Genomic DNA, 19,476 nt, shown 5'->3' with positions numbered 1-19,476 from the left:
TACGTGTCCACGATTTGCGGGTAACCCCACTACCACGCTCACCTCTGGTGAACCGTCACTGTTGTTCGTGATTGTGAGGCGGAGTTTTTCCTGTTCGAGCTTGGTGAGGAAGGCTTTGGCTTTGGTGCGGGCGGCTTCATCGGCTTCCTCTAACTCGAGTTCTTCGATCTTGGTGAGTTTCGCGTGCTGAGTGAGGATCCGTGGCTGTGGGGTAGGGGCGGGTTTGGTGAGGTGGCTCAGGGTGAAGTCGCCGTTTTCGAGGAGCGAGTGGAGTTTGGTGGTGGTTTGTTGGGCGTGGTCGTGTGCTTCTTTTTTGGCGGTGGTGATTTCGTGCTGGTGGAGAGTGTTGTAGGCGCGGGCAGCGTGGTTGGTGAGCAGGTCGTGGATGCGTGTGGCGTCGAGGGTGCGCAGGGTGAGGGTGAGGCTGCTCATGCCGTTGCGTAAGGTTCTCAACGTGAGGCGGCGTTTGGTGAATGCTGTCTTTTCTCGCTCCAGCGCAGTCGCAGGGTCGAGTGAGAGGAGTGCGTTTGTGGTGAAGTTTCGCCAGTGTGTTTTCCCGGCGTGTGGGGAACGCTCCAACTCTCGCGCGATTGGGTGGTCTAGTTGTTGGGCGTGGGGACTTGTGGCATCGCGCAGGCTGTTCGTGATCGCGTGGGTTTCGTTGATGGAGATGCGTCCTGCCTGAAGGTTCGCGAGAAGCGTCGGCAGGTTCTTCGTGAGCATTCGTGCGCGGGCAATCTCGACACTGGTCGCGTGAGGGGATTGTTTGAGGATCAACGACACCTCATGAGCGAGAGCCCGCCGCACAGCGAACACTCTTGCCCGGTCCTTGTCGCTAAGAGAATCCAAGCCAGCACACGGATCGAGGTTGGCAGTATCCTCCGGTTCCGTGGGTGAGTGTTCGCTCGGCTTGGTGCTTTCAGACTTCACTGCGTTGCTTGCAGCGATCTCTTTGCCGTTGAGGTGGCCGATGCCGTCGGTCTCATCAAGCTCGCAAAGAATATGCGCTTTGACCGCTTCAGTCAGTTCCGCGATCCGCGTGAGTGACTCCAACACATCCAGACGCGTCAGCAAATCCTGCCCATCAAGAACACGCGCGGGCGTCGTCACCGGATGCACCATCGTCTCACCGCGAGAAACCCCGGACGAAGATGTCGTAGGAGCGGTGGGGAAGGCTTTCAGCATGCCCGCAAGCGAAGCCTGCCAACCCTCAGAACGGGAAAGCAGCACATTCAGCACGTCCGTGCGGGTGGGAGCACCGGAATCAACGAGTTCGCGAGAGATGGGCAGAGCATTGGGTGAATCAGTCGTGGGGGAAACGATGCCAGTGGACCCCGCAGCACCAACCGCAGCAACAGTAGCGCCATCCATGCTGATCGCATCAACGGCAGTGGCAGTGTGGTCGAGTGTTGGTGCACTCATAGCTCCTGAATTCCCCCTTCCCCTTAACACTGAACTTCTTGAGACCAGAGTTCGTGTTGTTCATTGATGTCTCGAGCCTAAAAGAAGGGTGAGACATTTAAACTCGCCCGCCCCGAAAAGAACCCTGCTACCAGCCCAGAGAATGTGGAAAACCAGCAACCACAGAACTCCTGCATGTGGAAAACCCGAAATTCTTGTGGGTAAAAACGGATTGTGGAGCACTGATCGTCACGCAAAACCCCTCCCCAAGAAACACCGCACACCAAAACCGGGGATACGAGTGTGGATAAACCGACCCCGAAAAACAACAGAGTGAGGTGCACCACGGTAACTGTGAGGGGGGGAGGAAAGGGGGATGTACGGCGGCGATGGAGGAAGGGGCAAGGAGCGAAAAGGAGAAGGGGGCGCCGCGGTGAAAGCGGATGGGTCCGACGGTCGCCCAACAAGCGTCGGACCCGCATGAGCCAAGCGAGCCCTGCCCATGCCTCGAGATCTCCGGCCAAAATAGCCAAAAGCCTGTTGCGACCCGCGCGCTCCTGCGACACTTAAGGCATGGCTACCGTGACTCATTTTTCTGACCAGCAGCGCTTCATTGCCACGGAAGGTGGCGTGGAAGCGGGGTACCTCGAATACGACCGCGAGAATGATGGCGCCATTTTCGTCGCCACGCATGTCGTGACGGATCCGGAGTTTCGCGGGCGAGGCATCGCCGGCGAGGTGACCGCCGCGGCATTCGAACATGCGCGCCGTCACGGCGTGAAGGTTCGCCCCGTGTGCCCCTACGTTCAGGGCTGGCTCGAGAAGAACCCCGATGTGCAAGACCTCGTCGCCGAGTAGCACCTCGCGATAGGATTCTGGGGCATTCACGCCCCGCCTCGGGGGCAGTCACACCGAGACTTGAGGAGGTCGTATGTCGAGCGCCCTTTTGGAGCCGGGTCCCGATCAGGGAATGGACCGCCTCCCGCCGCAGGATCTAGGTGCTGAGCAGGGCGTTCTTGGCGGCATGATGCTGTCGAAGGATGCGATCGCCGACGTCGTCGAGAAGCTCCGCAGCAACGACTTTTACCGCCCCGCGCACGAACTCATTTACGAGGCGATCATCGACCTTTACGGTCGCGGGGAGCCGGCCGACTTCGTGACGGTCGCCGATGCGCTGCGTGAGAAGGGCAACCTCGAGAAAGTCGGTGGAGCCCCGTACCTCGCCGATTTGATCGATGCGGTTCCGACGGCTGCCAACGCGGGGTTCTATGCCGAAATCGTCGCGGAGCGGGCTACGCTCCGTCGCCTCGTTGAGGCGGGCACGCGCATCGTGCAGCTTGGCTTCGCTGCGGATGGCGGCGAGGTTGATGCCGCCGTCAATGAAGCGCAGGCGCAGGTGTACTCGGTCACGGACCGCACGAAGTCCGAGGACTACGTGAAGCTTTCCGAAGTGATTGAGCCGACGATGGACTTTATCGAGATGCTCCAGTCCAGAGGCGGTCAGGTCAACGGCGTGCCCACGGGATTCGCGGAGTTTGATGAGCTGACCCAGGGCCTGCACCCCGGGCAGATGATCATTTTCGCTGGCCGTCCCGCGATGGGTAAGACGACTCTCGGCATGGACGTGATGAGGAGCGCCGCGATCCACAACGGGATGGCGTCGGCCATTTTCTCCCTCGAAATGGACCGCCAAGAGATCATGATGCGCATCATGGCCGCCGAAGCGCAGGTGCCGATGAGTCGCCTTCGCGACGGCACGGTCGACGATCAGGACTGGGAGCGCCTTGCGCGCGCCACGACTCGCTTCATGGATGCGCCGCTGTATATCGACGATTCGGCGAACATGACCCTCATGGAGATTCGCGCGAAGTGCCGTCGCCTCAAGCAGAAGGCGGATCTCAAACTGGTCGTGATCGACTACCTGCAGCTCATGAGCTCCGGTAAGCGCGTCGAGTCGCGCCAGCAGGAGGTTTCGGAATTCTCGCGTGCGCTCAAGCTCCTCGCGAAGGAGATCGAGGTGCCCGTGATCGCCATTTCGCAGCTGAACCGCGGCAATGAGCAGCGTACCGACAAGAAGCCCATGATGAGTGACCTTCGCGAATCCGGCTCGATTGAGCAGGATGCGGACCTCATCGTGCTCATCCACCGCGAGGACTACTACGAGAAGGAATCGGCGCGCGCGGGCGAGGCGGACCTCATCGTCGCGAAGCACCGCAATGGCGCAACGAAAACCATTCCCGTGGCGTTCGAGGGGCATTACTCGCGTTTCAAGGACATGGCGCAGTAGCGAGCCATGTCGACACTGATGGATGAACTCGGAGGTGAGGACGTGTCGCTGAGCGGGAATGAGCTGGCGGGCGCTGAGCATGCGCCGCTTCGCCGAGCTCTGCCTGCGACAATCGCGGAACCGCTCGCCAGATTCGTGTCCCCCCTGACGCCCGCGGATGCACTGCGCAACCTCGTGTACGTGAGCGCGGCCGGGGCCGACGGTGAGCGGCTGTGCCGCGTGGATGCGGTGCTCGACATTCGTGGCGTGTGGGTCGCCCATCGAGGCACACCCGCCCCACTCGCCTCGGTGCAGGGACTTGAGGAACACATCGCACCCGCGTGGGAGTACGCGCTCGAGGCGGCCCGCGGGGCCCAGTTTCCGGCGGTCACGGGTGTCGAGTTTCAATGCGATCGCACTGGCGAAGCTCTCGCGCGGGTTTTTTCAGGCGCTGCGCGCCCACCCGCGGATTCGGGCGCGGATTTTCACGTGTGGCATCTCGTGCCGGAGCTCGATGAACTCCTCGAGCGCGTGAAGCCCGAGTCGTGGTGGGAACGCCGGCTCGAGGATCTCCAGACCCTCATTGGGCGCGTGCGCACGCGTGGGCAGGGCGGCCTATGAACGCCTGCGGCAAGCGTTTCGTGCGGATCGACCTGGTCGAGCGCTCACGCACGGGCGAGGTCTGGCGTGCGTGGCAATGCTGCCCGTGACAGGTGGCACGCTCGCCGAAGTTGTGAGTCTCAGGGGGACGCTCGGCGAGTCAGCGGCACTCATGATCGCGAGGCAAATCCGCTGACTAGGAGTCTGAAGGAGTGGCGGGGTGGACGCGCTCAGAACGAGACGTGTCCGTGAAGTGGCGTCGGCGCTCGCTAAGACGGTGTGGGGATATCGAATAGTCGGGCTTATGCGAGTAAGAGCTGCCACTCCGGTTGAGATCCCCATTGGTCTGTAGGTTGATCGGTTTATACACAGTTTCGTGTCTCACCCACAGATCCTTGCGGTCGGGAAAGACGTTACGCACCCGGCCTCACACCTGTTCCGGCGGCAAGTTTTCATTTAAGTGATGCTGGACGATGCCGGGTTGTTCAAGGTTTGACGGGATCTTGAGCCCATTCGGGCGGCGTTGTTTTTCGAAAGCAGCACGCTTTCACTCGTGAGGAATAGTCCTTCGCGAAGCGAGCACGAAGCATCCCGTCCCGCTTCGACTACAGAGAAACAGTAGAGCGACTGCGCACGCAAGGGCGTGCGATCTCCCGCACCGCAACCTTCTCCGACACGAACACGGCGTCGCTACCACCCGTCGAACTCGGCCGCCATCTTAGGCCGTGTAGAGGGAAGAGACCCGCTAGGGCGGGTGAAGTTTCTACGCTAGGAAGGTTGATCCACGTTGTGGACGTTGGATATCAGAAGGGTACTGGCGCACTTTTACGAATCAACGACTTTAAGACTACGCTCCTCTTTGGTGCAGTCTCATCCCGAATTCGCGTCATGAAAGTAGAACTCGATATATGACTCACAATGGTGTGTGTTCTATTCTTCTTCACGAAAAATTTCGCGAAACCGGCCTGGCGATGCCAGCAGCTCTAAGTAGGTGCCTGATTGAATCAGTTGTCCTTCTTCGATGACATAGATTCGGTCCATAGCACGTAATGTGGCAGCACGGTGGGATACGACGATGGTTATGCGATCGTTTTTCGTGGGTCCGGATGCAAGGTCATCGAAGATTGCCCTCTCACTCTCTGCATCGATGGCACTTGTCGGTTCATCAAGAATCCACACTGGAGCATTGCGCAGAGCTATTCGCGCTAGCGCAAGTCGCTGCCATTGGCCGCCAGAGAGTCCGACCCCGCCGAACTGCTCGCCCAGTTGGGAATCTAGCTTATTCGGTAGGTCTTCGACGGCTTTTCGCAGTCTGGCCGCATCAAGCGCGTCCCAAAGTTCACTGTCGCAGACATAGTCTCTTCTTGTCCCGAGAAGCAAGGACTCCCTCACTGTGAGTTCGTATCGCCCAAACTCTTGCGACAGTAATCCAAAAAGGCTGGTGCGCGAGACGTCGTCGAAGTAGTTGATCGGTTCACCGTTTATCAGAACGTCGCCAGTACTGGGGTTAAACAGCCCCATGATGATACGGACCAGCGTTGTTTTGCCTGCGCCATTCACGCCGACGATGCCGATGAGTTGCCCCTTCTCCGCAGACAGTGAAATGTTATCGAGCGCTTTAGCCGCGCCATGAGGATAGCTATAGGAAACGGAACGCACGTGAAGACTTTGTATATCTGCTCGAGGTGTATCGGCGTCTGACGAGGAAGCTTCCCGGGCCTCACCTTGGAACTCATTAGTAAACCGTCTATAGGCATCGACGATCGGGGTGCCTGACACAACACTACCCAGAGTGTACGAGGCATCAGACGTAGCTGACATGCTCGAAATCAGTGCCACCACTCCGGCAGCAAGAACACCTGCACCGAGACCACTATCAGAGGCGAGTGTGAATAGAGCAAAGATCAAGAGGCCAGTCGCAAAAAGCCCACCCAGAACGATAAGGATAGTGGACTTCGACATCGCCGAGACAAAGAGCTGTGCGGCTTTGAAGGACCGCTGCTTAACGACGCGAGCTAATTTGAAGCCGGTCCCAAGTGCCGACAGCTCGAAAGCTGGCTTTTCGTAAACCAACTGATTGAGAGCGTAGCTTCCGAACTTTACTTCGTGAGAAACCAAGGGCCAGGTTCGGCCTTCGACTTTGGCGACCAGCGTAAAAGCGATGAGCGTAGGAATCGTAGCCAGCACGATGACCAACGCCGAAATGACACTGTAAGGAGCTAAGGCGAGGACCAAAAATGCCATGGTGGCGACTGCGCGGAACGAATTGATCACATAGGTTCCATGGAAGGATGCCGCCGTTGCAATGGCTTCGCTAGCGGTTCTTGCTCGGGTAGTGAGCGAGTCTCCCATGAGCTGGTCTGCCGGTACACGGGACATTGCTTTCGCGAACTCATACTCCATGCCCGCCCGGGTTTTTCGGCTCAAGATTTGACTGAGAGTCATCACAACAGACCGAACGCTGGAGTTCAGCCCGAATACGAGCCCCGCCGCGACAATAGCTCCAGACAGTTGGGAGTGTGATTCCCTCGTAGTGGCCTCGTGTACGAGGTTTTCAACCGCGATCACCATCAGCGCAGGGCCGAGACTGTCGACGATCACGAAAATCAGATAGAACATCAGGACCGCCGGCGAGTATTTCCACAACTGATACACGGCCCAAAGCGCGGTCTTGATGGTGGAAGTCGTCATGACGTCCGCCCCTCGCTAGTTTTCCCTTCGCTCATGGCGAGATTGGAGTTGGGGCTGGAGCAGTGTGAGCTGCAGTGCGTTTGTCCGTATGCGCCTTGGTGTGGGCGAGGCGTCTTTTGGGAAAGTTGAATCGTCATTGAAATCACCTCCTCTTGGGTCATCTCGGATCATACACCGCTGTGTGACGATGGTCACGCGTGCGTGGTGCTTGGGGCACGGCAAGGCTCTAGCCCTCCTTCCAGGTGAGCCGTTGGGAGAACTTAGAGGAAGCTGACGAAAGCTGGCTAGACTTACCTGCCTCGGGCGGCTGTGAGCCGTGAGCAAGCCAGTTGAACGCCGTGGGTCATGTGGCCCCAGCGTCGAACGCAAGCTCGAATGTTGGCCAGAACATTCCTCAGCTTCTTTGGGCTCGGGTGCCGTCTTACGTGAAGACCCTTAGGAATACTTGGTGACTGTTACGCGCTGCCATTGCTCGTTGCTTCATAGCCCGCGCGTTGAGGCCTTCATGGCCATGCCCCCGGAGGAGAATGCCTGCGAACTCAGCCTGCATATTCATATGTGCAAGGCTGGCCACAAAATGCGAATGTCAACACTGAAACGCTACAGAAGTTGAAAGATGCGTCGGCGTGTGCTGATCTAGGTCCATGAACGCCTACGGCAAGCGTTTCGTGCGGATCGACCTTGTCGAGCGCTCACGCACGGGCGAGGTCTGGCGTGCGTGGGACTGCGAACGCGAGGATCAGTGTGCGCTCAAGGTTCTCGGTGACGGGCAGTTGGTCTCGGCGAGGCGGATACTCGAAAATTCCGACGGTGCCTTTGCCCACCCGCATCTTCTTTCCCCGTATGCGATGGACGAGTCCGAGGCGCTCGTGGCAATGCCGCTCGTGTCAGGTGGCACCCTCGCCGAAGTTGTGAGCCTCAGGGGGACGCTCGGCGAGTCAGCGGCACTCACGATCGCGAGGCAAATCCTCGAGGCGCTCGCAACGATGCATGAGGCGGGGTGGGTGCATCGCCGTGTGAGCGCCACTACGATCATGTGCCGGGAAGATCGGCCACCCGTATTCGCTGTGCTCGCGGGCGTGAGCGCAGCGATGCCGGAGGTCGAAGCGTCAGATTTCCCGGTCGTGGACACCGCGACCGTGGAGGATTTCTTCGCGCCCGAGGTCGCCGCCGGTGCCGTCGCTACACCCGCGGCCGACGTCTACGCGCTTGGTGCGTCTGTGCTGTTCACGCTCGCCGGCCCCACCGCGCTAAGCGATACGACAATTCCCGAAGGTCTCTCGCCCGAATTCGCCCGGGTCCTCGCCGCAATGCTTGCGAGCGACCCCGCCGAGCGCCCGAGCGCGCGGGAGGCCCTCGCGCAGCTCCCGAGCGTGGAGCCCGGTTCCCCGGCACTTCTTTCCGACGGTTCCCGGCTTGAAATTGTGGACCTCATGCCGGATATTCCGGAAGATTTCGATCCGTACGAGGGGGAACCGCCCACCGTTGAGCCCGTGCCGTCGCCCGTGCCGCAGCGTCCCCCAAGCGCCGCGATTATCGAAGAAGTGGACGACGTCGAGGCGCCGTTCGATCCGCCCGAACGACGGATGCCCCCCGCGGTTTCGCTCGTGCCGTCGAGTCCGGATGAGAACGACATCGATATTCGCACCGGAAAGCGCGGGCTGGGTGAGCGTGCGCGCAGCTATGACCGGATGACTCTCGTGGGGTGGGCCGCGATCATCGCGGGCATGACAATCGCGATCGGCGCGGGCGCCTTCGCATCGCTCACGCTCATTGGTTTCCTGTAAAGCGCGGCGGAGCTAACCGCCGAGGACGTCGCGCCACGGCTCCACGACAGCGGGATGAGGCCCAGAGGCCAGCACGCGCGAGGCAATCTGCATAAAATCCTCGCGAGCCGTGAGGGGGCCTGCCACGAGAATCGAGTTGCCCGTCGCACGGGAGTGCGCGACGTGAGCATCAGTGAGGATCCACGGCTCGGGGTAGTCCCGCTCGGCGCACGCGGCGTGAAGCTCTCGCGCCTGCGCGTCGAGGAAGCGTTGGGGCTCGTCGTCGCCGATATTGACGAGGAGCACTCCCGGATCCTCAGCTTCCGCGTCGAGCACGTCGAGCGCAGCGCCATAAAAGCTCGCCGTTGCGAGGTGAGGCGCGGTCTCCTTCCCGCTGAACACATCGAGGACGGCGGCGTGGAACCGTCGGACCTCGCCGCTGGAGGCGGAGGCGGAGCCCGCGTGCTCCTGCGAGAGCGCACGCACCTCGGCAAGTGCGTCGCCCACGCGGTGCTCGAGGCGCGTGCCCGCTGGAAGAGGCAGGTTCTCGAGCACGAACGTGACGAGGCGGGGTTCGATGTCGACCGCGAGCTGCATGCTTCCCGGGCGCGTGGCCTGCACGTACCGCGCGAGTGTGAGCGCACCCGCGCCGAGGTGGAGAATGCTGATCGGCGCGCCCGTCTCGAATCCTTCGTCGAGAACGTTCGCGATGCGCCTCAAGTACTCGTAGCGGATCTCTCGCGGATCGGCGGGATTGACGTGAGACTGCTCGTGCCCGCCGATCGTGAGGATCGTGCCGCCCCAGTCGAGGTCGTCGACCAGGGCGGCATCGAGGTCGCTCACCTCGAGGTGGATGTGCGGCATGAGGCTCAGATTCCGATGGGTGCGGCGCCCGAGGCCTCACCCTTGTCCTTCGACTCGCCCTTGATGTTGAGCGCTTGGATCTGGGAGTTCTTGCGCGGATCCATGAGCAGGTCGATGAGGACCTTCCCGCTTTCGCCCTCGAACGTGCACACCGCTTGGAACGGTGAAAGCACCTTCAGACTCGCCGCCTTCTCGAGCGTGAGGTCGGCGCGGCCGAGGCCGGCGATCCGCAGGGCTGCGTCACGCAGACGCACGCGTTCGGCGCGCGAGACGTCCTGATCCATGTTGGTCGCAAACAGCGCGAGAAGCGGGTCGCTTTCCTCGCTCACGCCCTGCTCGGCGCGGGTTGCGAGCACGGTGCGCGCCGAGCCGCTCGGCACGAGGGTCGTCGGCTGGCCTTCGAGCTCGACGTCGCGCAGCCACGCGAGAGCCTTCTCGAGGGCGTCGCGCGTGGTGGGCGCGAGTTCACGCTTCGGAGCGTCGACGAGTTCGGCCTGGTGGGTGCGGATCGCCTCGAGCGCGTCGAGGGAGCAGGGGATCGCGGGCGCGTACTTGGAGTTCGCGAGGGCGATCACGGTCAGGCCCGTGCCGCGCAGCCACACCATGTACGAGCCGTAGCCCGGGTATCCACCGGAGTGGGAGATGACATCGCCGAGCTTCGGGAATTTCTCGACGACGAGCCCGTAACCGTAGCCGCGAACGCGACCGAAACCGTTTCCATCCTCGAGAACCGGCCACTCTTGGATGCGGTGAATCTCCTGCATCTCGCGGCGCGAAGCCGGCGAGAGCATCGCGCGCGAGTCGTCGCTGATGCCGTCGGCGCCATGCACGCCCACCTCGGCGAGGAACGCCGTCCACTTCGCGACGTCGGCGACGGTTGAGAAGAGCCCCGCCATCGCGCCGAAGGCGCCGGGAGTGTCAAAATCGACGTCTTCGAACCGCTTCGCGCCCTCCCCGTCGCCCACGCGGTGACCCGTGAGCACGCGCGAGCGCTGGTCATCGGTCATCTCCGAGAGCGAGAACACCGTGTCCTTCATCCCGAGAGGATCGATGAAGCGGCGGCGAATTTCGTCGCGGAAGCTCATGCCCGTGACCTCGTCGATCACGCGTCCGAGAAGCACGAAGCCCGTGTTCGAGTATTCGAATCCGCAGCCGGGTTCGGCGATGAGCGAGAGACCGCCGGCGATGTATTCATCGAACTCGTCGGTGCTCATCGACTCCTGCCGGTCACCCCACGGGTTATCCGTGACGAAACCCGCGGCCATCGTGAGGGCGTGGCGAAGCGTGAGCGCGGGGGAGTCCTCGCTGAACGCGCCGATGCCCTCGGCTGCGGAAACGTAGGTAGAGATCGGGTCGTCGAGGCGCAGCTTGCCCTCATCTCGAAGCGCGAGGATCGTCGCGGCCGTGAACGACTTCGTCATCGACGCAATGCGCGAGATTGAATCGACACGAGGCGTGAATGCCTCCTCGGCCCTGTCGCCGCCCGCGAGCGCGCTCGAGCCCGCACCACCCGAGGCGAGCACCTCACCGCCCGACGCAATGCCCCACGCGACGCCCGCCATGCGGTGCTCCGCGACAGCCTTGTCAAAAATCGCCGCGACGGCGTCAATCGTCTCCTGTGTCAGCTCGTGAGCCATCGCCCTGGCCCCGTCCTTTCGTCTCGGTGTGCGGCACGTCGCCGCCTCTTTGTGCTTCAGCGTAGAACGCGGCCACGAGAGCCGCTGCCTCTTCGCCCATTGCTCTCACCAGTATCTCGGATTCGAGCCGCGCGGGATCAAAACGGGTGCGGGTCTCGACGTGGGGATCTGGTCCGACGGTTGCCGGGGGAGCGTCGGACGCTGCTTTCGTGAGGTGAAGCTTCTCCACGTCCAACCCCAGAAGCGCAAGGTAATCCGCCGGTGCCCGGTCGATGTGCTCGGTGAAGGCGACGGTGAGCGCCCACACGTGCTCGCACACGTCGGGCCAGCGCAGGCACGTGCAGCCGAAGGACAGGGGCAACTCCGCGCTCGGGAGGAGGGAGAGGCCCTCGCGTTCGAGGGTGCGTTCGCCGGCGTTGTCGTACGTTCCCGCGAGCACGGCGAGGATCTCGTGCGGGTCGCGCTTGGCGCGCGCGGCGAGGGCCTCGATGTCGCGAGGCAGGCGCGGCCCGAAGTCGAGTTGCGGATGGGTGAGCGTGCCGTCGATTGCGGCGGAGACCTCTGCCTTCACGTGCCCGGGCGTCACGTCGAGCCATTGAACGGCGCCCGCGCGCGCGAGGCGCTTACCTGCCGCGAGCCGTGTACGGCCGAGCTGGACCTCTGCGCGTGCGAGAAACTCGGTCGCGAGGAAGCTTTCGCCGATCGCGCCGCGTTTCGACGTCATCTCGATGCTCATGAGCGTCTTTCCTTCCGCGCGTCGCCGAGAGCGACGATCTCGGCGAGCTTCTCATTGCTGAGCTCCGTGAGCCAGCCTTCGCCGGAGCGGACGGTGTGTTCTGCGAGCTCGAGCTTGGTGCGCAGCACATCGTCGATCTTCTCCTCGATCGTTCCGATCGAGATGAGCTTGTGGACGGAAACGTCCCGGGTTTGGCCGATGCGGAAGGCGCGGTCGGTGGCCTGGTTTTCGACGGCCGGATTCCACCAACGATCCAGGTGGATCACGTGATTCGCGGCCGTGAGAGTGATGCCGGTGCCGCCTGCGCGGAGCGAAAGGAGCATCGCCCCCGGGGTGCCGGGGGAGTTCTGGAACTCGCGCACCATCTCGTCGCGCTCGGCCTTCGAGATTCCACCGTGGAGGAACGGCACGCGAATCCCGAACGTGTTGTTCCAATGCTCGAGCATCGTGGGGGCAAACGCCGTGAACTGCGTGAAAACGAGGGCCTTCTCGCCGCTCGCGACGACAGATTCGAGGATCGTGTCGAGGCGCTCGAGTTTTCCGCTTCTGTGCTCGCCAGAGGCATCCAGCAGGGGCGAGCCGTCGCCGAGAAAATGCGCGGGATGCCCGAGGACCTGCTTCATTTTCATGATCGTGGTGCTCACGATCGTGCGGCGCCGGCGGTCGCGGGCGAGGGGGTCAGAAACTTTCGCGAGCTGGTCGAGCTCTTTCGTCATGTCCTCGACGAGCGCCTTGTAGAGCCCGGCCTGTTCCTCGGTGATATTGACCAGCTCGCGCTCTTCGCGCTTGTCGGGAAGATCCGAGATGATGCTTCGATCCGTCTTGACGCGCCGCAGGATGAAGGGGCGCGTCACAAGACTCAAGCGTTCCTGCACGGCCTGGTTGCCCTCGTTGATGGGCTTGACGAATCGCTCTCTGAAGGCCGTTTCGCTCGGGAGAAGCCCGGGTGTGGTGATTGAGAGGATCGAGTGGAGGTCCGTGAGGTCGTTCTCGACGGGCGTGCCCGTGAGTGCGAGGCGTCGCCCCTCGGGCAGGGCCTTGACGGCCTGCGTGACGCCGGTGTCGTGATTCTTGACGTGTTGCGCTTCGTCGAGGATCACGCGGTGGAACTTCGCGGAGGCGAGGTCATCGAAGTCGCGTGCGACGAGTGCGTAGGTCGTGAGCGTGAGGTGCGCCTTCCTCGCGCGCTCGCGGAAGGCCTCGCCGTGGAGGCGATCGGGGCCGTGGTGGATGTGGACGTCGAGGCTGGGGAGCCAGCGCTCGGCCTCGCGCTGCCAGCTACCGAGGACCGACATGGGGCACACGAGAAGCGTGGGCCCGATCTGGGGGAGCTTCTCGCGTTCGCGCGCGAGGAACGCGAGGACCTGCATCGTTTTGCCGAGGCCCATGTCGTCGGCGAGGATCCCGCCGAGGTCGCGGGAGTCGAGGAACGTGAGCCAATCGAGGCCGCGCTTTTGATAGGGGCGGAGCGTCGCCTTGAGCGTGCGCGGCGCGGGCAGCGCCGGCACGGGGACTTTATCGGCACCGAAAAGGAGTTCGTCCCCATTGGCGCTCGTGGCCTCGACGCGCAGATTCAGATCGCTCAGGTCCTCGTGCGCGAGCAGGCTTCGGAACTGAACGTCGGAGAGTTTCTCGTGCCCGTCATCGCGTGGTTGCACCGCGGCGGCGTGGCGGGCGCCCGCGAGGAAGGCCGTCGCGGCACGGAGCGTCGAGGAATCGAGGCGCACCCACTGCCCGCGGATGTTCACGAGTTCGCGCTGCTCTTCGAGGAGTTCCTCGAGCTCGTCGGGGCTCAGCATCGATTCCCCGACGGCGACCGAGAACTCAAACGACGCCATGGCACCCGAGAGTCCCACCGACTTTGTGGGGCGATTCTCGGGATCCTCCTGCGGCGTCGCGACCTTCGCGACCACGCTCACGGGCTGCTTCGTCCATTCGCGCGGAAGCATGACCACGATGCCCTCGGTTTCGAGCACGTTCGCGTCCTCGGTGAGGAAGCGCGAAAGCTCCTTTGTGGAGAGGTTCCACGTGAGCCCGCCCGGATCGGCGTGGATCGCCGCAAGCGTCGGAGAAAGGCGGCGCACGTGGGAGGCGTGCTCGAGTGCGCCCACGCTCGTGAGGTCGCCCGCGTTCACGAGCTCCCCGAGCAGGTGCACGCGGCCCGACGTTTCCGCGAGGCACACCTCGACCTGCCAGCGGGCGGCACTGGAGTACACACGAAGTCCGACGGTTGCCGAGCCGGCGTCGTACCCCTTCTTTTGTGCCTCGCGCACGCGCACCGTGAGCCGCGGCCGCGCCTCGCTCAAGAGGACGCCGGTGAGCGCCGATTGGGCGAAATCATCGAGAGCTTTTCGCACGCGGCGATCGTTGATCGTGTCGAGCGTGAGAAGCGCGTCGCTGCCGTCGAGAGCATCGAGGAGTGCCGCGCCCACGGGGTCGAGCCCCGCGAGTTCCTCGGCGCCCGGGAGCTTTCCCGCCCGTTCGTGTTCCGTGCGCAGGCGTGTGAAGGCCACGCGCGCGTGGGCGTCGACGAGGTGTTCGAGAGCGGGGTGAGCGGGGGAGGTCCCCACCGCGAGGCCGGGGGCGAGGCGCCATCGCACGCGGCTCGTGTCGTGTGCGCTTTCAGGACCGGGAACGATGTCGCGCCTCGCGACGATGCGACGTGCGTGCGAATCGAGATTGAGCACAGCGAGCGTCTCGGGGGCGAGAAGGACTCCCTCACCAAGATCGAGGGGGCGAGCTGCCTTGGCGAGTTCGCTCATCAGCTGCGTGATCCCGTTTTCGCTCGTATCGCGCGGCGTGGCCGACGTGCGTGCGAGGTGGGCGATGCGCGCGCGCAGAGCCGTGGTGAGCTCGGCGAGGTGCGTGCTCTCGAGCGCGAGCGTGCGCACCTTCCTGCGGCGGCCGCGAAAGTCGACCTCGATGACGTGGCGCATGGGTCGCGCGAGCCACGCCCCAAGTGGCGCGAGCGCAGCGGGCCGCGTGCCTTCGGGGGAGAGCGCGGTGAGGGCGGGCTCGAGTGCGTCGAGGATGCTCGCGCGGCGCTCGGAGTCGGTCGCGTGGGCCCACAGGCTCACGCCGAGCGAGGCATCAGCGTGGAGGTGGAGCGTGCACGAGTGGAGGTCAGCCTCGCGGGTCGCGTGCGAGGCTCCAGTGGTGCTCAGAGCCCGTCGGCTACCGTCGCGGTTGCATTCATCCACGCCTGACGCGTCTCCTTCGAGAGCTTGCCCCACTCGAGGCTTCCGCCATCCACGAAGTGCGGCTCGAACGGAACCTCAAGCACGGCACGAGTGTGCGCGCCGAAATGATGCAGCAGGCGTTTGCGGAGCACGCGGTCGATCTTCCCGCGCGAGGAGTGCGACAGGATCGTGACCGCCTTCTCGACCTGCTTCTTGTGGCCCGTCATACGGAGTTCATCGATCATCCACGCTGCCGCGTTGAAGGTGTCCTCTCGAACCGTCGAGACGATCACGAGCTGATCGGCGCCTTCGACGGCAGCCAGCCAGTTCGAGGCGCGAACATTGTTGCCCGTATCCACGACCTTGATGCGGTAGAAGCGCGAGAGCGTGTCGTTGAGGCGATTGAACGCATCACCATCGATCGAGGCCGCCGATCCAGGATCCTCATCAGAGGCGAGGATGTCGAAGTTCATGTCGCCTTGCGGGCGCACGTACTTGTCGAGATCGGCAACGCGCGCATCCGTGCCCGCGAAGTGGTCGAGGTTATTGAGAAGGTCGAGCGCCGTGAGGTGGTGGTCGCTCGGGATGCCTCGCCAGCCCAGGGTGCCGCGCGTCTCGTTGTTATCCCATGCGAGCACGCTGCCGCCGCGGAACATGCCGAGGGTCGCTGCGAGCATGAGCACGCTCGTGGTCTTGTGGGCGCCGCCCTTGAGGTTCACGACCGCGATGTTCTTCGGCGCGTCGAGCCGCTTGCGGATCCGCTCGATCTGATCGAGTTCGCGGCGCTCCGCGCGCCCCGGGCCGGGCTTAATGAGACCGAAGGTGGCCTGGCGGACGAACTTGTTGAAGCCTCGCGTGGCGACCGGTTTGCGGTGGGCGTCGTTGCCCGCACGCAGGTCATCGAGCGTCGGCAGATCGTCCTTCGGAAGCTCGCGCTTCGGTGCCACAACGGGCTCGTGCGGCTGTGTCGTCGAGGAGGGGGTGAGCTCATCGCCACCTGCGCGACGCGTGCCATCGAGGGCCTCGGGAGAGGACATCGAATCGGCGGCCGGACGCTCCTCGGCGGCCGCGAGCCGCTTTTGCAGGTCGGCGAGGGCCGCAGCAGAGGCCGCGCTCGCGGAGCCGGGGGAGGAGGCGCTCGTGGGTCGCGGGGTGTTCCCGGAAGCCGGGCTCGTCGCGCTCAGTGCCGAATGGCGCCCGCGCTTTTGGCCCGAAGCGGCAGGCATTGCCGCGCTTGAGGCGTAGAGCGGCCGAGAATCCGCCTCGCGTGGCTGGATCCGGCCATTGGGCTCGACGCGAAGATTGTGGGTCGCAGGGCCGTCGAAAATGACGACGTCGATCGGTGATTCCTGCTTTCGCGCTTCCGCGACGAAGGCGTGCTTGATCGCAGTGCGCACCTCGTTCCTGCTCTCGCCTTCGATGCGTTCGGCGCGATCGGCGAACTGAATCGTGGCGTCCTTCGCCGAAACGATACGTGCGTGAGCAATCATGAAGGTCCTCGCTGGAAATGGGGGATGCTGACAAGGACGGTTGAGCGCCCTGGCCCTCCATCGTAACGGCCCGACCTTAAACGGTGGATGGCACGTCGATGCCGGCACTAATCCGTCCGTGGACAACACTCGAATGTGGAGGGACTAACGAGGTTCACATTTGCCGCAAAGTGTTTTAGAGTTGGAGTACCGGCGTTGCCCGCTCCGCGGTGCTCCGGTGCCGCAGGTGCGGCACAAGCACGGCACATGTGCCGGAATATAGCCGCCGCACAGCGCTCACCCCCTTGCGCGTGCGGCCTGGCGATCGGATGTTCCCCCGAACCCGATCGCCGCTCCGCAGGGACCTCCCCCCTTTGTCCCGCGGAGCCAGCGGACGGACCGTGAGCCCCATTTGTGCGCGCTCCGGTCCGTTCGTCTGTTTCACACTTCTCGCCCGTTATTTCGTGCCGAGGAGGGCAACATCGCTTCCAAGCTCGAGCCTATAGCCCGAACCACGCACCGTCGAAATGAGCTTCCGGTAGCGGCCAAGCTTGTTGCGCACTCGGCGAATATGCACGTCAACTGTGCGTTCGCCCGCATCGCTGCCCGCCGAGCTCCACACCTCGCTCATGAGTTCGCCGCGCGAAACGATGCAGCGAGCATTGCGTGCAAGATGCGCGAGCAGTTCGAACTCGCGATGAGTGAGGTCCACATCCTCACCGTCGATCCTGACGCGTCGGCCATAGAGGTCGATCACAAGAGACGGCTGAGCGGGAAGAGCGCCAGCAGCGCCCCCGGGAAGCGAAGGGCTCGCCGGGCTAAGTGCGCTCACGGGCCCGGGCGCGCTCACCGGGCTGACGAGGCGCGACTGGATCAGGCGCAGCCGCGCGGCCTCGGCATCGCGGCGGGCGGGAGCATTCGGCGACACGACCCCGGCCTTGCGCGGGCGGAGAGCCTGAGGTTTGCCGGCGGGGCGCGGCGGGATGGAGGCGCTCGCGCTCTGGCCCGGCACGGCCGTGAAGCGGGTGGGGCGAGGCGAAGATTCCGACGTCACCTGAACGCGCGCGGTTCCACCCTTGGCAGTCGCGAGCGTGAGGGCGTGGGAGCGGAGCGAATCTGCGAGCAGCGTCGCTTCACGAGGGTCGCTCGAGGCGGGCAGGTCAACGGTGAGCGTGATACTCACCGTGCGGGTCGAGGTGGATGTTAGGGGGCGATCAACAGCAACTGTCATGGCGATTCTCCAGGATGCGGCGCCGCGCGGCGCGAAAAGAATGGGAATCCGGGATCTCGCGGGGGAGTGAGATGAACTCGCGTGCGAGGCGTGCTCCCGGTGGGCACCTGGAGCCCACGCCCAGTGGCCGGCTCCTGTCAGCCGGCTTTCCGCAGTGCGCTTAGAGGCGCGGCTGACCCTGCATCATGGACATCGCCATGTCCATCATCATGCCGCGCATCATGAAACGGGAGACCGAAGCGGTCCCCTCGCTGATGCTCGATGCGGCATGGAGATTCATGCCACCAGTGTGAAACACGAATGGCGCCGGCGCAAGTGGGCGTTCACATACTGAAACACTTCGGTGGAGGAAGCACATGTGAACGCGCGCCGCGCCGGCGCCGTGCGGAAGGAAAATGCGAGGCCTAGTCGACGACCCCGAAGAGTCGATCGCCCGCGTCCCCAAGACCGGGAACGATGTAGTTCTTCTCGTTGAGCTTTTCGTCGATCGCCGCTGTCACGACCGTGATGTTGGCGCTCTTGTCGAGCTCGCGCTCCATGGTCTCAATGCCCTCGGGTGCCGAGAGGAGAGTGACACACGTGATGTCGCGCGCGCCCTTTTCGAGAAGGTAGTTCACGGACGCGATCAGGGTGTGGCCCGTCGCGAGCATCGGGTCGACGACGAAGCACTGGCGGCCCGTAAGGTCGTCGGGAAGGCGGTTCGCGTACGTGGTGACTTCGAGAGTTTCATCGTTGCGCACCATGCCGAGGAAGCCCACCTCGGCCGTCGGCAGCAGGCGAGTGATGCCATCGAGCATGCCGAGGCCCGCGCGGAGAATCGGCACGACCATGGGCTTTGGATCCGTGAGCTTACTGCCGATCGTCGTCGCGACCGGCGTCTCGACCTCAGCGGGTGCGACGGCGACATTGCGCGTCGCCTCGTAAGCGAGGAGAGTGACGAGCTCGTCGGCGAGCTGGCGGAAAACGGAACTCGGGGTGTTCTTGTCGCGGAGGACGGTGAGTTTGTGGGCAACGAGCGGGTGGTCAATGTTCAATACGCGCATGAGGCCAGCCTATTACGATGAGAGCCGATCCGCCGCGGCCCCAGGGCCCGAGACTGAAAGCGAGGCGAGCATGACACACCCGGTTCCCGAATTGGACCAGCTCATGCAGCCCGCGATCGACGAAGCGCGCGCCGCCTCAACGCCGCCGCGCCGTGACATTCCCATCGGCGCAGCCGTGTACGACGAAGAGGGAAGGCTCATTGCGAGCGCCGGCAACCGTCGGGAAGCGGACGAAGACCCAACCGCGCACGCCGAAATCCTCGCTCTGCGCGAAGCAGCCCGCGTTCGCGGCCGCTGGAACCTGACCGGCTGCACGCTCGCCGTCACCCTCGAACCTTGCACGATGTGCGCGGGAGCGATTGTCCTCGCACGTATCGAGCACCTCGTCGTCGGCGCAATGGATCCGAAAGCCGGGGCTGCCGGATCGCTCTACGATCTCGTTCGCGAGGAACGGCTCAACCATCGCGTGCGGCTCACGACTGGCGTGCGCGAGATTGAATGCGCACAGATGCTGCGCGGCTTCTTCCGCGACCTGCGCGAGCGGCGCAAGGGGCTGCGCGCAGGGTAGAAAGTCCCGTACGATGATGCACGTT

General features: G+C 63.5%; 14 protein-coding genes. 5 read left to right on the top strand and 9 right to left on the bottom strand.

Annotated elements, in window-relative coordinates:
• Positions 1 to 1,422: DUF222 domain-containing protein (locus HMPREF3157_RS02290; RefSeq protein WP_141740586.1), on the bottom strand; the 1,422-nt coding region annotated here is incomplete at its 3' end.
• A 552-nt stretch (positions 1,423 to 1,974) separates the two neighbouring features.
• On the opposite strand from HMPREF3157_RS02290, the gene HMPREF3157_RS02285 reads away from it, so the two are divergent.
• The 3 genes from HMPREF3157_RS02285 to HMPREF3157_RS02275 all read left to right on the top strand — a co-directional run bounded on the left by HMPREF3157_RS02285 (position 1,975) and on the right by HMPREF3157_RS02275 (position 4,288).
• Complete coding sequence (locus HMPREF3157_RS02285; RefSeq protein WP_040386431.1) at positions 1,975 to 2,259, top strand: GNAT family N-acetyltransferase; 285 nt, start codon at positions 1,975 to 1,977, stop codon at positions 2,257 to 2,259.
• Between the two features lie 73 nt (positions 2,260 to 2,332).
• Entirely contained in the window at positions 2,333 to 3,688 is a 1,356-nt protein-coding gene (gene dnaB / locus HMPREF3157_RS02280) for a replicative DNA helicase (protein WP_034371573.1), read from the top strand.
• Between the two features lie 6 nt (positions 3,689 to 3,694).
• A complete protein-coding gene (locus HMPREF3157_RS02275; protein ID WP_141740585.1) occupies positions 3,695 to 4,288 on the top strand; it encodes a type 2 periplasmic-binding domain-containing protein in 594 nt (197 codons plus the stop codon).
• 909 nt (positions 4,289 to 5,197) lie between these two features.
• On the opposite strand, the gene HMPREF3157_RS02270 is transcribed toward HMPREF3157_RS02275, so the two are convergent.
• Positions 5,198 to 6,958, bottom strand: a complete 1,761-nt coding sequence (locus tag HMPREF3157_RS02270) for an ATP-binding cassette domain-containing protein (RefSeq protein ID WP_070435423.1) — start codon at positions 6,956 to 6,958, stop codon at positions 5,198 to 5,200.
• 644 nt (positions 6,959 to 7,602) lie between these two features.
• On the opposite strand from HMPREF3157_RS02270, the gene HMPREF3157_RS02265 reads away from it, so the two are divergent.
• The gene (locus HMPREF3157_RS02265; protein ID WP_070435422.1) at positions 7,603 to 8,745 is read left to right on the top strand and encodes a protein kinase domain-containing protein; all 1,143 of its coding nucleotides are present in this window, start codon (positions 7,603 to 7,605) and stop codon (positions 8,743 to 8,745) included.
• A 12-nt stretch (positions 8,746 to 8,757) separates the two neighbouring features.
• On the opposite strand, the gene HMPREF3157_RS02260 is transcribed toward HMPREF3157_RS02265, so the two are convergent.
• The 7 genes from HMPREF3157_RS02260 to upp all read right to left on the bottom strand — a co-directional run bounded on the left by HMPREF3157_RS02260 (position 8,758) and on the right by upp (position 18,883).
• Positions 8,758 to 9,588, bottom strand: a complete 831-nt coding sequence (locus tag HMPREF3157_RS02260; RefSeq protein ID WP_070435421.1) for a spermidine synthase — start codon at positions 9,586 to 9,588, stop codon at positions 8,758 to 8,760.
• Between the two features lie 5 nt (positions 9,589 to 9,593).
• A complete protein-coding gene (locus HMPREF3157_RS02255) occupies positions 9,594 to 11,225 on the bottom strand; it encodes a serine hydrolase domain-containing protein (protein ID WP_070435420.1) in 1,632 nt (543 codons plus the stop codon).
• Entirely contained in the window at positions 11,194 to 11,961 is a 768-nt protein-coding gene (locus HMPREF3157_RS02250) for an SWIM zinc finger family protein (RefSeq protein WP_070435419.1), read from the bottom strand. Before HMPREF3157_RS02250 ends, HMPREF3157_RS02255 begins: the two co-directional genes overlap by 32 nt.
• Entirely contained in the window at positions 11,958 to 15,161 is a 3,204-nt protein-coding gene (locus HMPREF3157_RS02245) for a DEAD/DEAH box helicase (RefSeq protein ID WP_141740584.1), read from the bottom strand. Before HMPREF3157_RS02245 ends, HMPREF3157_RS02250 begins: the two co-directional genes overlap by 4 nt.
• Complete coding sequence (locus HMPREF3157_RS02240) at positions 15,122 to 16,630, bottom strand: MinD/ParA family ATP-binding protein (protein ID WP_070435427.1); 1,509 nt, start codon at positions 16,628 to 16,630, stop codon at positions 15,122 to 15,124. Before HMPREF3157_RS02240 ends, HMPREF3157_RS02245 begins: the two co-directional genes overlap by 40 nt.
• 436 nt (positions 16,631 to 17,066) lie before the next feature.
• A complete protein-coding gene (locus HMPREF3157_RS02235) occupies positions 17,067 to 17,840 on the bottom strand; it encodes a winged helix-turn-helix domain-containing protein (RefSeq protein WP_070435418.1) in 774 nt (257 codons plus the stop codon).
• Positions 17,841 to 18,244: 404 nt separating this feature from the next.
• Positions 18,245 to 18,883 (bottom strand): uracil phosphoribosyltransferase, encoded by a 639-nt coding sequence (gene upp / locus HMPREF3157_RS02230; protein ID WP_016663699.1) that lies wholly within the window; start codon positions 18,881 to 18,883, stop codon positions 18,245 to 18,247.
• Between the two features lie 70 nt (positions 18,884 to 18,953).
• On the opposite strand from upp, the gene HMPREF3157_RS02225 reads away from it, so the two are divergent.
• A complete protein-coding gene (locus tag HMPREF3157_RS02225) occupies positions 18,954 to 19,451 on the top strand; it encodes a nucleoside deaminase (RefSeq protein WP_070435417.1) in 498 nt (165 codons plus the stop codon).
• Positions 19,452 to 19,476: the final 25 nt, after the last annotated feature.

Source organism: Dermabacter sp. HMSC06F07 (assembly GCF_001807345.1).
GTDB classification, from domain to species: Bacteria; Actinomycetota; Actinomycetes; order Actinomycetales; family Dermabacteraceae; genus Dermabacter; species Dermabacter hominis.
The sequence above is the reverse complement of the archived record's forward strand: the minus strand, read 5'-3'. Positions and strand labels throughout refer to the sequence as shown.